This is a genomic window from Blastococcus aurantiacus, assembly GCF_900102425.1.
GTDB lineage: Bacteria > Actinomycetota > Actinomycetes > Mycobacteriales > Geodermatophilaceae > Blastococcus > Blastococcus aurantiacus.
This window is the reverse complement of sequence record NZ_FNBT01000011.1, coordinates 13,861-27,563: the sequence shown is the minus strand read 5'-3', so window position 1 is coordinate 27,563 and position 13,703 is coordinate 13,861. Positions and strand designations below refer to the sequence as shown.

At 69.0% G+C, this 13,703-nt stretch carries 17 protein-coding genes and 1 riboswitch; of the genes, 11 read left to right on the top strand and 6 right to left on the bottom strand.

From position 1 onward, the window contains the following. Positions 1 to 39 precede the first annotated feature (39 nt). From BLS70_RS19210 to BLS70_RS19195, 4 genes are all read right to left on the bottom strand, one after another. Positions 40 to 447 carry a four-helix bundle copper-binding protein gene (locus BLS70_RS19210; protein WP_091771253.1) on the bottom strand — a complete coding sequence of 136 codons (408 nt, stop codon included), beginning with the start codon at positions 445 to 447 and terminating at the stop codon, positions 40 to 42. Between the two features lie 299 nt (positions 448 to 746). After that, positions 747 to 1,055 carry a thioredoxin family protein gene (locus tag BLS70_RS19205; RefSeq protein WP_091771251.1) on the bottom strand — a complete coding sequence of 103 codons (309 nt, stop codon included), beginning with the start codon at positions 1,053 to 1,055 and terminating at the stop codon, positions 747 to 749. Between the two features lie 128 nt (positions 1,056 to 1,183). After that, positions 1,184 to 1,939, bottom strand: coding sequence for an STAS domain-containing protein (locus BLS70_RS20935; RefSeq protein ID WP_176946499.1), 756 nt, complete (start codon positions 1,937 to 1,939; stop codon positions 1,184 to 1,186). A gap of 85 nt (positions 1,940 to 2,024) precedes the next feature. Continuing rightward, positions 2,025 to 3,065: a M23 family metallopeptidase gene (locus tag BLS70_RS19195; RefSeq protein WP_255362593.1), complete on the bottom strand. Its 1,041-nt coding sequence runs from the start codon at positions 3,063 to 3,065 to the stop codon at positions 2,025 to 2,027. Positions 3,066 to 3,301: 236 nt separating this feature from the next. Beyond that, a riboswitch (cyclic di-AMP (ydaO/yuaA leader) is annotated at positions 3,302 to 3,460 on the bottom strand. Positions 3,461 to 3,825: 365 nt separating this feature from the next. On the opposite strand from BLS70_RS19195, the gene BLS70_RS19190 reads away from it, so the two are divergent. Beyond that, positions 3,826 to 4,380 carry a C40 family peptidase gene (locus BLS70_RS19190; protein ID WP_255362592.1) on the top strand — a complete coding sequence of 185 codons (555 nt, stop codon included), beginning with the start codon at positions 3,826 to 3,828 and terminating at the stop codon, positions 4,378 to 4,380. Between the two features lie 132 nt (positions 4,381 to 4,512). On the opposite strand, the gene ccsB is transcribed toward BLS70_RS19190, so the two are convergent. After that, positions 4,513 to 5,484, bottom strand: a complete 972-nt coding sequence (ccsB, locus tag BLS70_RS19185) for a c-type cytochrome biogenesis protein CcsB (protein WP_091771245.1) — start codon at positions 5,482 to 5,484, stop codon at positions 4,513 to 4,515. Between the two features lie 160 nt (positions 5,485 to 5,644). Further along, the gene (locus BLS70_RS19180; RefSeq protein WP_091771516.1) at positions 5,645 to 6,562 is read right to left on the bottom strand and encodes a cytochrome c oxidase assembly protein; all 918 of its coding nucleotides are present in this window, start codon (positions 6,560 to 6,562) and stop codon (positions 5,645 to 5,647) included. Between the two features lie 340 nt (positions 6,563 to 6,902). Between BLS70_RS19180 and BLS70_RS19175 the strand changes: the two genes are divergently transcribed. From BLS70_RS19175 to BLS70_RS19130, 10 genes are all read left to right on the top strand, one after another. Further along, positions 6,903 to 7,544: a DsbA family protein gene (locus BLS70_RS19175; RefSeq protein WP_091771244.1), complete on the top strand. Its 642-nt coding sequence runs from the start codon at positions 6,903 to 6,905 to the stop codon at positions 7,542 to 7,544. Beyond that, positions 7,525 to 8,199 (top strand): vitamin K epoxide reductase family protein, encoded by a 675-nt coding sequence (locus tag BLS70_RS19170; protein ID WP_091771242.1) that lies wholly within the window; start codon positions 7,525 to 7,527, stop codon positions 8,197 to 8,199. The genes BLS70_RS19175 and BLS70_RS19170 overlap by 20 nt, the downstream gene beginning before the upstream one ends. After that, the gene (locus BLS70_RS19165) at positions 8,192 to 8,803 is read left to right on the top strand and encodes a TlpA family protein disulfide reductase (protein WP_255362591.1); all 612 of its coding nucleotides are present in this window, start codon (positions 8,192 to 8,194) and stop codon (positions 8,801 to 8,803) included. Before BLS70_RS19170 ends, BLS70_RS19165 begins: the two co-directional genes overlap by 8 nt. Continuing rightward, positions 8,800 to 9,633: a cytochrome c biogenesis CcdA family protein gene (locus BLS70_RS19160; protein ID WP_091771240.1), complete on the top strand. Its 834-nt coding sequence runs from the start codon at positions 8,800 to 8,802 to the stop codon at positions 9,631 to 9,633. The genes BLS70_RS19165 and BLS70_RS19160 overlap by 4 nt, the downstream gene beginning before the upstream one ends. 152 nt (positions 9,634 to 9,785) lie before the next feature. After that, complete coding sequence (locus tag BLS70_RS19155) at positions 9,786 to 10,313, top strand: M23 family metallopeptidase (RefSeq protein ID WP_255362590.1); 528 nt, start codon at positions 9,786 to 9,788, stop codon at positions 10,311 to 10,313. Positions 10,314 to 10,367: 54 nt separating this feature from the next. Next, positions 10,368 to 11,018 (top strand): SCO family protein, encoded by a 651-nt coding sequence (locus BLS70_RS19150; RefSeq protein WP_091771236.1) that lies wholly within the window; start codon positions 10,368 to 10,370, stop codon positions 11,016 to 11,018. A 49-nt stretch (positions 11,019 to 11,067) separates the two neighbouring features. After that, a complete protein-coding gene (locus BLS70_RS19145; protein ID WP_091771510.1) occupies positions 11,068 to 11,394 on the top strand; it encodes an ArsR/SmtB family transcription factor in 327 nt (108 codons plus the stop codon). After that, positions 11,394 to 12,137 (top strand): cation efflux transmembrane domain-containing protein, encoded by a 744-nt coding sequence (locus tag BLS70_RS19140; protein WP_091771512.1) that lies wholly within the window; start codon positions 11,394 to 11,396, stop codon positions 12,135 to 12,137. The genes BLS70_RS19145 and BLS70_RS19140 overlap by 1 nt, the downstream gene beginning before the upstream one ends. Further along, complete coding sequence (locus tag BLS70_RS19135; protein ID WP_091771234.1) at positions 12,134 to 12,763, top strand: methyltransferase family protein; 630 nt, start codon at positions 12,134 to 12,136, stop codon at positions 12,761 to 12,763. Before BLS70_RS19140 ends, BLS70_RS19135 begins: the two co-directional genes overlap by 4 nt. Beyond that, positions 12,760 to 13,698, top strand: a complete 939-nt coding sequence (locus tag BLS70_RS19130; protein WP_091771232.1) for a cation diffusion facilitator family transporter — start codon at positions 12,760 to 12,762, stop codon at positions 13,696 to 13,698. The genes BLS70_RS19135 and BLS70_RS19130 overlap by 4 nt, the downstream gene beginning before the upstream one ends. Positions 13,699 to 13,703: the final 5 nt, after the last annotated feature.

Here is a 13,703-nt window from a genome sequence, read left to right as displayed (position 1 = left end):
CCGCAGGCCAGCACCACGGCCGGTGGCTGGGTGGCGCCTTTAGCCGAGGGAGGCGATGAGGTCCCGGCAGACGGCCTCGCAGCGGCGGCACGCCTCGGCGCAGACCCGGCAGTGCTCGTGCATCGACGCGTGCTGTTCACACTCGTCGCCACATGCCTTGCACGCCGCCGCGCAGGCCTCCAGCACCGCGCGCGTCACACTGGCGTCGTAACCGGTGTGCCGGGACAGCACCCGCCCGGTGGCGTCGCAGACGTCGGCGCAGTCGGCGTTGGTGCGAATGCACTTGGTCAGCTCGGCGACCATGTCCTCGGAAAGGCACGCGTCGGCGCAGGCGGTGCACGCCTGAGCGCACTCGAAGCACGCCTCGATACAGGCAGTGAGCTTGTCCCGGTCCACCCCGCCGAGATCACTTGGATAGGTCGACAGCATCTGAGCAGCGACAGTCATGAGGTCTCTTTTCCCGACCGACAGGGCTGGTACTCGTCTGGGCGCCCGGAAGAACTGCGTTGCGGCTGGCGGCGCCGCGAGCGCCGTCTGGAGGGCGGAGCCGAGTCGGGCAAAGGCCGGGGACCGCATTAGTCCATGCCAGCGAAACCCACCGTTCGGTCACGCTATCCGGCCACCGGATGTCGCCGCGCGTACGGGCGGTCGGCCCGCCCCGAGCCTCATCACGGACGAGACGTGCTCCACGCCAACCGTCAGCCCTGGCCACGTTGGCGCGGCTCGCAGTCAGGCGACCCGCTTTCTCAGGGCGCCTTCGCCAGCACCTCGACGAGTTGCCCCACCGTCGGAGCTCCCGTCAGGCCGCTCGGGGTTCGGTATACCCGGCAGGACAGACCTACGGGCGCTTCTTCCTCGAGGAAGGGATCGCGGCCGTCGATGAGCAGAGTCGGCGACCCACGGAAGCTGAGGGCTTCTGCCGCTTCCAGGTTCTCGACCTCCACATAGTCAATCTCGGCGTCTACGCGGTCGACCCATAACAGAGCCTCGTGCAGTCTCCCGTCGTGGATCGACCAGTTAGGGCAGCCATCGAAGTACAGCAGCGAGAGCTTCACGGTTCACGCCCCTGCGGTCGCGTGCGCTGCGGTTTCCCGGGTCAACCACTGTTGATCGCGTCCGGGCAGCGCAGCGGCGATGTGGCGCCTTGCGATGCTCGGCGCCTGGGGCCGGACGTGCTGGCGCATCAGCGCTCCCTGATAAACGCCGACGTCAGCCCCATGACCCCCAAAGTTTCATCGAAGCCCGGATTCGTGCCGCGGATGACGGCGCGCCGGCCAGCCCGGGAGGTGCGCTGCGCCCACCGGAGCAAGGGCGCGAACGCCGAAGAGTCGATATAGGCGAGCTCGCGGACGTCGATCGCCACCACCTCGGATTCCTCGAGAACCCGCGGCAGCTGCAGCCGCCTGACGGTCGGGGCGTCCACCTCGCCCCGCAGGTGGAGCACGCGACCGGTTGCCTCGCGTTCGAAGGAACTCGAGCCCCGCTCGACCGGCGACGAGCCGCTGCTGTCCTTGGTCGCCTGACGGATGTGATCCGGCAGCTTCATCAGCTCCGAGTCCACGGTCTGCTGCACCGTTCGCCGCAGCGCCTTCCGCTGCAGGGCGCGCACCAGCCCGTTGCCCCCGCGCGACTCGTGGGTCACCGTCACGGTGACCCGGGTGGACCCCTCCCCCGCGTCAGCGAGCTCGATACCTGTCCGCCAGGTCTCCGACGCCACCTCCAGCCGCGTCCCGACGCTCCGCTGTGCCACCCAGTCGACGACCACACCCGCAACCGCGTCCTGCGGCGGTGGCGCACCATCCAGGCGTCCCGGAACGCACACGAAGCGCATTCCCTTGCGCATCCTCGAACCGGCTCGATCGTCGGTGGCTCCGGAGAAGACGTAGGAGACGTCACACACCGGGCAGTACGGAAGGACGGCGGTCAGCGCCTCCCACACCGGCTTCCGAGCGAACGGGACCTCGCGTGTACCTGAGGCGGTCGTCGTCCCCTTGGCGTCACGCCTGTCACTCATCGGAGAACCCTCATCCACAACTTCCGCCGAGCGTGATTCCCCGGGCGCCCAACCAGGGCACAGGGTTCGCGCGATTCTGGTACAGCCCACCTTGATGGGTCTCGATGTGCAGGTGCGGGCCGGTGGACTGGCCCCGGTTGCCCACCTCGGCGATCTGCTGACCGGCGGCGACCGCTTGGCCTGCCTGCACGAAGTACTGGTTGATGTGGCCGTACACGGTGATGGTGCCGTCGGCGTGCTGGACGTAGACGGCGAGACCGAAGCCGCTCGCCGGTCCGGCGTCGAGCACCACACCCGCCGCGGGGGCGTAGATGGGCGTGCCGATCGGGGCAGCGATGTCGACGCCGTTGTGCATGGCTCCCGACCGGCTCCCGTAGCAGGACGTCACCCGGCCGGCCACGAGGGCGGCAGTACCGGCGCGTGCCTGCGCTATTTCAGCTCGCTGCTCCTGATCCCGGACGGCGGACGGATTCGCCACCCCTCGTGCTGCCAAGAGCTCGATTTCTGCGTCGCGGAGCTGTTGGTCCAAAGAGAGTTTCTGGGCGGCCACGGCGTCGTACGCCTGCTTGGACGCCTGCAATTGCACCTCCGCAGCGGCTTCGGCCTCCACCGAGGCGCGCACCGCCGCGTCGCGCTCCGCGACCGCCGCCCGAGCTTCCCGGTCCGCGCGTTCCTCCGTGCCTCGCATCGACTGGAGCATCGCCAGCCGCTCCGCGCGATCCTCGCCCAAGAGATCCAGCGTCGCGGCCCGCTCCAGCATCTCGGCGGGGCCCGCAGCGTCCAGCAACGCGGCGGCCGAATCAGTCGGGGAGGCACCACCCATGAAAGCTTCCCGCCCCAGGGCGGCAGCATCGTCCTGCGCTTGGTCGACCGCCGCGCGGGCCGACTCCAGCTGGGCAGCGGCGGCGGCTGCCTTCGCCTCGGCGTCGGCGAATGCCGCCTTCGCGGCTCGAGAAGCATCGGCCGCGGCCTCTGCCTCGACAGTGAACTTCTCGAGGTCATCTTCGGCCGCCGAGACCATTTCTGAGATCCTCTCGACCTCAGCCGTCACGACGTCGTGCTCCGACAGCCGAGCGGCCGGGGCAGCAAGGGCAGTCGCGGTCCCCATACCAACCAGAAGCGCTGTCATGGCAGCAACAGCGCCGGTGCGCCGCCGGCGCGTGAGCGCCGATCCCATTCGGGAGACACGAAAACGTCGGTCACTGTGGCCCGGTTCGGAAGCGACTGCGAAGGGGACGACTGGAGTGCGGAAGGACTGGTTGTGCAGCGTCGCCAAGGCGGCGATTCTCCGTTCCTCCTCGCCGCCTACCGAGTTAGCTGACGGGTTCGGGCAGAAGGCGCCCTACCTCGGTGCGCGCGAGCGCGGACCGAGGATTCACCCCAGGGGAACGTTGGGTCCCCGGTCTGCACGGTCGTGCGACACGTGCAGTTCGGCGGGGTCCGTACGAGGCTCTCGGATCGAGAAGCGCGGCTCGCCACGGACCGGACGGAACCGTACTACGAAGCTGGCTAGTTGTCACGAAAAGATAACGGGGCTCGCCAGCCTTGCCGCGAGCGGCCGGGCCCCGGCGCCACAGTTTGAGGCACAACTCGCGGCGCACGGTTCACGAGCCGCCTGCACCACGGGTCCCCATTCGTCGCATGAGCCACGGAGCGGCCACGGGTGCACGGCGAGCCTTCCACACCCTCCATGGCGCGCTACTAGCTTCCGTAGTCGTGATCTGGAATTGCCCGCGCCGCCGGGCGGGGACCTTGTCCCGCGCCCGATCACCTCAACTGATCGGGCGGCCCTAGTGGATGGCCTGGCCCAGGTGCAGTCGCGGATCGTCCAGATCCAAGGGCAGCTCGCTTCCTTCGCGACGTCGACGGCGGCCAGCCGGGCCGGCTGGGCTGGTGCCGCACTCGCCGCCGGGTTGACGCCCACGCCGGCGGCGTCGGCCTCACCGTTGGTCGCGCCCGCGACGAGCGCCGCATCGGCAAGCGGCACGAAGGCCGGTGCAGCGATCGTGACGAAGGCACAGGAGTACCTCGGGGTGCCGTACTTGTGGGGAGGAACAAATCCCAGCAAGGGCCTGGACTGCTCCGGGTTTACCCAGCTGGTCTACCGGAGCCAGGGCGTCGAACTCCCCCGCGTGTCAGCCCAGCAAGCCACCGCTGGTCGAGCGGTCCCCTCTCTTGAGCAGGCCCAACCTGGGGACCTCCTGTTCTTCGACTACTCGCCGTCCCGGCCAGGGATCGACCATGTCGGCATCTACGTCGGAGACGGCCAGATGATCGCTGCGCCGCAGCCGGGCGAGGTCGTGAAGCTCCAGGCGGCGGGCCAGCCGTCTCTCATCCGGCGGGTTCTGCCCGACGGCGCCGCCTGATGCTGAGCACCGGGGGGCGCTGCGAGCAGGCTCCAAGCTTCGGGTGGCTCGAGAACTGAGCCGAGCGCCTGAGCAGGCCAGGTTCGGCCAACGTAGGCCGACCAAGGTGCGCTGTACCCCACAGGACAGTTCTTAGGAAACGCCGCCGTAGGAGTGCAGGCCCGCGGACACCAGGTTCACGAACAGCAGGTTGAAGACCAGCGTCGCGAAGGCCACCAGGTTGACCCACGCGGCTCGCGCACCCCGCCAACCGGCGGTGGTGCGTGCGTGCAGGTAGGCGGCGTACAGCGCCCACGAGATGAACGCCCAGGTCTCCTTCGGGTCCCAGCCCCAGAAGCGACCCCAGGCGGACTCCGCCCAGATCGCTCCCGCGATCACCGCAAATGTCCAGATGGGAAAGCCGAACACCGCGGCGCGGTGCGCGACTCGATCGAGTACCGCTGAGCTGGGAAGGCTCTCGACCAGCCCTCCGGCGTTCGGTTCGCCATCCGACGGCGACTTCCTCCAGCGCAGCGCAACGAGATAGAGGGCGCTCGCGACTGCGCTGACCAGGAAGATGCCGAACGAGATGATGGCGGCCGAGACGTGCACCACCAGCCAGTCCGACCGCAGCGCGGCGATCAGAGGCCCGGACTCCGCGTAGAGGTATAGCCCGATCAGGACCATTCCGATGACCACGATGCCGAGGACGAAGACACCGATTCGCCGGATCGCCGGCACCCGGACGGCGAAGAACAGGTAGGCGAGAGCACCCGCCAGCACGGCAGCAGTGCCGAACTCGTACATGTTGCCCCACGGCACCCGGCCCGACGCCAGACCTCGTGCCACCAGCACACCGGCATTGGCAAGAGCTCCGATTCCCGTGAGCAGTACCCCAAGCAGCCCCCACCGACCGCCCGGTCCGGCTGCGGACGGCGCCGAGGCGGGCTCCGCATCGCCTACCTGTCCCACCCCGGCGCCAACCATGGCCGGTTCGTTTCTCGGCCGAACTCCAGTACGCCCGAATGCGAGTTCAGCACAGAAGGCCAGCGCAGCCACGGCATAGATGACGACGGATGTGGTGAACAGGGTGTCGGACAGCGTGGAGAGCTGATCAGAAGTCACCGGGAGCCCCTCAGGTCGGTTCGTTGGAAAAGGTCTTCTGTTGACTCGCTCGCCATGGCGGGCGCGGGCGCCCGGCCGGCTCGGGCCACGTCGACGAGCCCGGCTGGATACAGATCAACCGCAGGCGCCACTGCCCCAGACGGCTTATCGGGTAGCCGCCTCACCTCGGCGGGCCCTGGGCCAGCGTGCGGAGGTGCGCGTTGTAAGCCTCGAGATCGGCCTCGACACGGCGGTCGCTCACCCTCGTCTGCACCACCTCCGAGCGGCTCCACTGGAGGTAGACGATGATGAAGGCGATGACGCTGGGCACTTCGCCGAAGCCCCAGACAATGTTCCCCGCTGCCAGTTGGTCGGTCATCACGTCGATGCCCCAGCCGGGTGGCGGGTCTGCAAAAGCGCGGACGACAGGGGCGCTGGCCAGCATCAGCGCCACCGCGAAGAAGGCGTGCAGTGGGCCGGGCAGTCCGAGCTCCAGGATTCGTGCCGGAGCCGAGGCTCTATGCGGCCAGGGCCCCAGCGCGAACGCCCCCCCGAACGCCAGCAAGCCGCTCCCCAAGAAGAAGACCAGCATGCCGACGTTTCCCAGCCAGCTGCCCATCAGGAGGTCGAAGGTGGGCGTGAAGTAGATGCCGTACAGGCTGCCCACGAAGACGGCGGTTGTGACGACGGGGTGGGCCAGAAAGCGCGCAGTCGGGCTGCGCAGGGTCCGCAACAAGAGCCACCGGCCAGCTGCCCCCCAGCCGCGGCGCGGCAGAGCACGGATAGCCAGGCTCACCGGGGCGCCGAGCATCAGCAGCATCGCCGAGGGGACGGTCAAGACCATCTTCTGCAGCATGTGGATGGAGAAGATCATCATCCCGTAGCCCATGACCTGGGTGGCGGTAACGAGCAGAACGGTCACGATTCCCGCTACAAAGTTCGCGGTTCGGTGCCATGGCCACCGGATACCGCGGCGGCGGACCGTCCGGACTCCCAACAGGTATGCGGCGAGGGCCACGACAGCCAGTGCAGGAACCACCGACGTGGCGTCGAACTGTGGGGTCAGCAGTCGCAGAAGCGTCGGCGGCTCGGTGGGCATGTGCATTCCGCCGTGGTGCGACTCCACGCCTACCCCTTTCGAGACGACTGAACGGACATGGCCTACTGCGCAGTAGGAGTGCTCTCGAGCGTCGTCCGACCATGGACAGCGATCTGTCGCCACGCCGACCCTCGGGCGGAGCCGGGAGCCGACGACGTAGACCGAGTACCTCGAACGACTCGCGGAGCCCGTACGCGCAGCGCTAGACGAGCAGGGATCCCTGTACCTTCTCCTATGTAGCTTCGTAGGCTAGCGGTGTCCAGCGCGCAGGCCCACTTCACCCGACGGAAATCGTGGGGTCCGAGGCCGCCACACCGAACGGATCGAGCGAGGAGAGCGGTTGAGCACCAACCTGAAGATTTCGGCCGCCCTGGTGGCTGCCTTCGTCGTTGCCGTCGCCGTCATCCTCGGCTTCAACGGCCGTGAAGACGCCGGGACCGGGGAGGCCGGGCCGCAGGTGGTGCGAGAGAACAGCCACCGCCTGTCGACCGCCCCCGACGGGGAGGTCACCCTCGTCGAGTTCCTCGACTTCGAGTGCGAGGCGTGCCGCGCCGCCTACCCGTTCATCGAGCAGCTCCGCGAGGAGTACGACGGCCGCGTCACGTTCGTCGCGCGGTACATGCCGATGCCGGGACACGCCAACGGGGAGAGCGCCGCGGTCGCCGTGGAGGCCGCAGCGCAGCAGGGCGGCTTCGAGGACATGTATCACCGGATGTACGAGACGCAGCCGGAGTGGGGTGAGCAGCAAGCCTCTCAAGCTCCTCTGTTCCGGACCTTCGCAGAAGACTTGGGTCTGGACATGGCCGAGTACGACGAGGCCGTTGCCGATCCCGAGACCCTCGAGCGTGTCCTGCAGGACCGCGACGAGGGACTGGCGCTGGGCGTGGAGGGCACTCCGACGTTCTTCCTCGACGGGGAGAAGGTCGAGGTCACCAGCACCGACGACTTCGTCGAACTGATCGATGCTGCGCTCGCCGGCTGAACCTGTGTTGTCGCCGGCTTCCGCGCCGGGACGGGGTGGGCCGGACGCTCCAAACGAAGACTCGGGCAGGCCAGCGCGTGCCCTTGCCTGGCTGCTGCTACTTGGTGGCCTGACCGGACTTGTCGCCTCGTTCGTGCTCGCAGTCGAGAAGTACGCCCTGTTGGCGGATCCGAGCTACGTGCCGACGTGCAGCCTCAACCCGATCCTCAGCTGCGGCTCGGTCATGGCCAGTCAGCAGGCCGAGGCGTTCGGTTTTCCCAACCCCCTGCTCGGGGTCGTCGGGTTCTCCGTCGTAGCCGCCACCGGCGCGGCGCTGCTGGCCGGGGCGCGCTTGGCCGGGTGGTACTGGGCGGGACTCCAGGTAGGCGCCACTGCAGCCGTCGTCTTCGTGCACTGGCTGATCTACAGCAGCCTGTACCGCATCGAAGCGCTCTGCCCGTACTGCATGGTCGTCTGGGCGGTGACCATCCCGGCGTTCTGGTACGTCACCCTGCACAACCTGACCGCCGTCGCGCCTCGGATGCCGGCCCGGGTGCGCGCGGTCGCGTCGGCTGCCACCGGCGCGCACGGCGTCGTCCTCACCGCCTGGTTCCTGCTCATCGTCGCCGCTGTCCTGGAGCGGTTCTGGCTGTACTGGAGTTCCCTCGTTGGCTGACCACCGAACCGTTCGACGCCTGCTACCCGTCATCGGCCTCGCCGCGATGCTGGCCCTCACCGCTTGCTCGGGCGAGGCAAGAAGCAACGCGAGCACGTCGACCGAAGACGCCGGCAGTTTCGACTTCGACGAGAGCACCCCGCTGGGTGAGGTGATCCCGGCCGAGGCCCGAGAGACTGCCCCCGGTTTCGGGGGCGAGCTCCTCGACGGGACGGAGTTCGACTCGGAGTCCCTGGCCGGCGACATCACCGTCATGAACTTCTGGGGGTCCTGGTGCGCCCCGTGCCGCGTCGAGACGCCCGAGTTCCAGGCGGTCTACGAGGACGTCAAGGACGACGGCGTCCAGTTCCTGGGCGTTGACGTCAAAGACGACCGCCAGCTCGCGGAGGCCTTTCTCGAGGGAGTGGGCGCGGAGTACCCGTCGCTGTTCGACCCTCGCGGCGAGGTCGCACTCGCCTTCCGCGGCTTTCCCGCCAACGTCGTGCCCACGACGATCCTCCTCGACGGGGCCGGACAGGTAGCAGCGGTGTACGTGGCCGTCGTGCCGGAATCAGAGCTGCGTCGCGCCCTGGACACGCTGAAGGCTGAGGAGCCTCCACGGTGAGCGACCTCGGCGACTCCTTGGCGGGCATCGTCACCGACGGCTCCTTGCTGCTTGCCGCAGCTGTGGCGGCGCTGGTCGGGCTGATCAGCTTCGCCTCGCCCTGCGTCCTCCCCCTGGTTCCCGGCTACCTGGCGTACGTGGCGGGACTGACCGGCGCCGAGGCCGGCGCCAGACCGGCACCCGCCGGCGACGATGGCGGGGGGACCCGCGCCGGCGCCGGGGTGATTGCCACACCTGTCGCCGAGCGCCGTCGCGTAGCAACTGGCGCCCTGCTGTTCGTCTTGGGGTTCACCGCAGTGTTCGTGTCCTTCGGCGCCCTGTTCGGCGGCCTGGGTCGACTCTTGCTCGAGTGGGCGCCCCTGCTGACGCGGCTCATGGGAGTGGTCACCATCCTCATGGGGCTGGCCTTCCTGGGCGGGCTGCACTGGCTCCAGCGGGAACGCCGGATCACCCGTCGTCCCCCGGCGGGGCTCGCCGGCGCCCCGGTGCTGGGGGTCGTGTTCGGGCTGGGTTGGACGCCGTGCCTGGGGCCGACCCTCTCGGCGGTGAACACGCTCGCGTACACGGAGGCCTCCGCCGCTCGCGGAGCCGCTCTCGGCCTGGCCTACTGCCTGGGTCTCGGCATTCCGTTCCTGCTCGTCGCCCTCGGATTCCGCCGTGCCCTCGCTTTCTCCGCCTTCGCGCGGCGCCATGCACCCACCGTCATGCGAGTGGGCGGCGTCCTCCTCATCGTGCTCGGCATTCTGCTGGTAACCGGGGCGTGGGACTACGTGATGATCTGGCTGCGATCCTGGCTGGCCGCCAGCGGATGGGGGGCGTCCTCACTGTGACCAGCCGCTGGCGCTCCAAGAGATCCGTTCCGTGCGACCGACCCCGGTTGCTACTGGCGACAGTCGTCGTCGGAGCGATCGCCGCAAGCCTCTGGGAGGGGGGCTGGGGACTGGGCGCGCCGGTCGCACACGCTCACGAGACGTCTTCCTCCATGACGCTGCTGGGCGACGGCCCATGGGATGTCCCGGCCGAGGTCGACCCGCGACCACAGATCGCCGAGGCAGAGATTGCCGTCCGCGCCCAGGAACTCGCGGCATCCCGAGCCGCTCGCGAGGAGGCCACCCGCCCCAGGGCCGTGATGCCGGTCAACGGTCGACTCACCAGCTCCTACGGCAGCCGGTGGGGCGGCATGCACTACGGCCTGGACATCGCCGCACCGATGAGGACCCCGGAGTACGCCGCCGCCGATGGAGTCGTCCTGCGCGCCGGTGCTGCCCAGGGATTCGGACTGGCGGTCTACATCCTTCATGACAACGGCGACGTCACCGTCTACGGGCACATGGACAAGATCACTGTGGAGAAGGGGCAGACGGTCCGCGCGGGCGAGACCATCGCACTGCTCGGCAATCGGGGACAGTCGACCGGACCGCACCTGCACTTCGAGGTCTTCGAAGGCGGGCTCAACGGGCAGCGCGTCAACCCGACCGGATGGCTGCGCGAACGTGGCGTCGACATCTAGCCGCCCGCTTCGACCAAGCGCGGCCACCTCATGACGAGGTCCTAGACTACTACCGTGCCTAGTCGTCGCTCCGTCCTCTCCGCCATCCCGACTCTCGGCCTCGCCTGCGCCCTCGCTCTGACCGGTTGCGGGGGCGGCGAGGAGGACCACACCGCGGGACACGTCGCGTCGGTGTCGAGTTCCGCGAACGAGGGGCCCTATGCCGGCCGAGAGATTGCGGACGGCCAGCCGCGGCCGGACTTCGTCCTGACCGACCAGGACGGGGCGGAGTTCGCCTTCGCACAGGAGACCGCGGGCACGCCGACGCTGTTGTTCTTCGGCTACGCGAACTGCCCCGACATCTGCCCGACGACGATGGCCGACGTCGCCCTGGCACTGAAGTCAGTTCCGGATGAGGTGGCCGCGCAGACGCAGGTCGTATTCGCCACCACGGACCCCGCCCGCGACACCCCGGAGTTCCTCGGCAACTACCTCGCCCGTTTCGACCAGGGCCTGCCCAACCGATTCGTCGGCCTGACCGGCTCGCAGGCCGCCGTCGAGGCCGCCCAGTCCGCGGCCGGCGTGCCGCTGGCCGAGTCGAACGGCGAGATGCACGCGACCAGCCTGCTGCTGTTCGGGGCTGACGATGTCGCCCGCGTGATGTTCTCCGCGGGGGACACATCCGCTGAGATCGCTCAAGACCTCGAGCTCATCGCGACGAGCTGAGCAGACAGGCTTGGCTGTATTCAGCAATCGCTGTACAGTCTTGCCCGTGATGCCCGTCCTCCATGCCGAGGTCCTCTCCCGCTTCGGTCACGCCCTGTCCGATCCGACACGCGCCCGGTTGTTGCTGGCGCTACGCGAAGGGCCCGGCTACCCCTCGGAGCTCGCCGAACTGCTGGGCGTGACACGACAGAACCTCTCCAACCACCTGTCCTGCCTGCGGGGCTGTGGCTTGGTCGTCGCCGTCCCCGAGGGACGGCGGTCGCGCTATGAGCTGGCCGACTCCCGCCTGGCCCACGCTCTCGGTGACCTCCTGGGCGTCGTCCTGGCGGTCGACCCCGAGGCATGCCTGCTGGCTCCCGATGAGGAGTGCTGCTGATGAGCACGCAAGACCTGCACCTGACGACATCCAACGCGGTGAGCGCGCCGAGCCTTGACCGCCGCGCCCTGCTGACCCGTCGAATCCGGCTCTTCGTCGCCCTCACGATCACCTACAACGTGATCGAAGCGGTGGTCGCGCTCAGCGCGGGCGCGGCCGCCTCGTCGTCCGCGCTCATCGGATTCGGGCTCGACTCGATCATCGAGGTGGCCTCGGCTGCAGCGGTGGCCTGGCAGTTCGCCGGCCGCGACCCGGAGGCGCGGGAGAAGATCGCGCTCAAGGTCATTGCCGTCTCCTTCTTCGCCCTGGCCACCTTCGTCACCGTCGATGCCGTGCGCACCCTGCTGGGTTCCAGCGAGGCCAAGCACTCCTCCGTCGGACTGGTGCTCGCCGCGCTGAGCCTGGCCATCATGCCGGTGCTGTCCTACCTGCAGCGCCGCGCGGGACGGGAACTCGGGTCCGCGTCGGCGGTGGCCGACTCCAAGCAGACGCTGCTGTGCACCTATCTGTCGGCGGTGCTCCTGGTGGGGCTGGCTCTCAACAGCCTGTTCGGCTGGTCGTGGGCGGACCCGATCGCCGCGCTCGTGATCGCGGCGGTGGCCGTGAAGGAGGGCAGGGAAGCCTGGGCAGGGGACGCCTGCTGCTCCCCTGCCGCAGCCCTCCGCCCCACCGCGGCAAACTCCGCGGACGACGACTGCGGCTGTTCGCCCGGCTGCTCCTGCTGCGCTGGGTCCGCGTCATGAGCACCGCCGCGCTCGTGCTCTACCTGGTCGCGCTCGTGGTCGTGTTCGGGGTGCGCACCGCGGTGCAGATCCGGCGCACCGGCAGTTCCGGTTTCCACGGCATCTCGGGCACTCCAGGTTCGCTGCGCTGGTGGGCAGGCGTCCTGTTCGTGCTCGCGCTGGTGGTGAGCGCCGCGTCCCTGGTGCTGGCCGTAGCCGGCGTCGTCGCACCGCCCGCGGGTGACGACGTCTCGGCGATGGCGGTCGTCGGACTCCTGCTGGTGATCGCGGGCTTCATCGGGGTGGTGCTGGCGCAATCCGGCATGGGGACGTCGTGGCGGATCGGCGTCGACGAGTCCGAGCGCACCGATCTCGTGACCGGCGGCCTGTTCGCACTCGTCCGCAACCCGATCTTCACCGCCATGGTCGCCACCCAGGCCGGGCTGACGCTCATGGTCCCCACGTGGCTGTCGGTCGTGGCGCTCGTGTGCTTGACGGTTGCGGTGGAACTTCAGGTGCGACTCATCGAGGAGCCGTACCTGCTCGCCGCACACCCCAGGCGCTACCGGACCTACGCGTCGACTACCGGACGGTTCGTCCCCGGCGTCGGCCGCCTACCCGCGCCCGCGGAGGCGAGGATCCGATGAGCGGCGAACACGGGCACTCGCACGGCGGCGCCGGAGCGGGGAGTCCGAGCGACCATCGGCGCCGACTCGCCGTCGTCCTCGGGCTCACCGCGACGGTGCTCGTCGTCGAAGTCGTCGGCGCGCTGCTGACCGGCAGCCTGGCACTGCTGGCCGACGCCGGGCACATGCTCACCGACGCCGGCGGTCTGGCCATCGCGTTGATCGCCGCGAGCCTGGCGATGCGACCGGCCACAGCCACGCGCACCTGGGGATACCGGCGCGCCGAGGTCCTCGGCGCCACCGTGCAGGCAGCGGCCCTGTTCGTCGTCGGCACCTACATCCTCATCGAAGGCATCCGTCGCCTCTTCGAACCTCCGGAGATCGCCACGACCGGGGTCATCATCTTCGGCATCGTCGGTCTCGCGGCGAACGCGATCGGAATCCTGGTTCTGACCAGGGGCGGGCGCAGCGACAACGTGAACATGCGGGCCGCGTTCCTCGAGGTGCTGAACGACGCCTTCGGCTCGGTCGCGGTGGTGGTCGCCGCCCTCGTGATCATGCTGACGGGCTGGCAACAGGCCGACGCCGTGGCTTCCCTGCTCATCGCTGTCCTGATCGTGCCCCGCACCATCAAGCTGCTGCGCGAGACCGTGTCCGTGCTCCTCGAGGCGACCCCACCCGGGCTGGATCTTGACGAGGTCCGCAGGCACCTGCTCGGCGTACCGCATGTGCTCGAGGTCCACGAGCTGCACGCCTCGCAGATCACCAGCGGGCTGCCCGTCCTCACCGCGCACGTGGTCATCGAGGACCTGTGCTTCACGGATGGACATGCCCCGCAGCTTCTCGATCAGTTGCAGGAGTGCCTGGCCGGCCACTTCCCCGTCAGCGTCGAGCACTCGACCTTCCAGCTCGAGGCCCGGGCACATGCGTCCCACGAGGCCATCGCCCACGAGTGACCGGC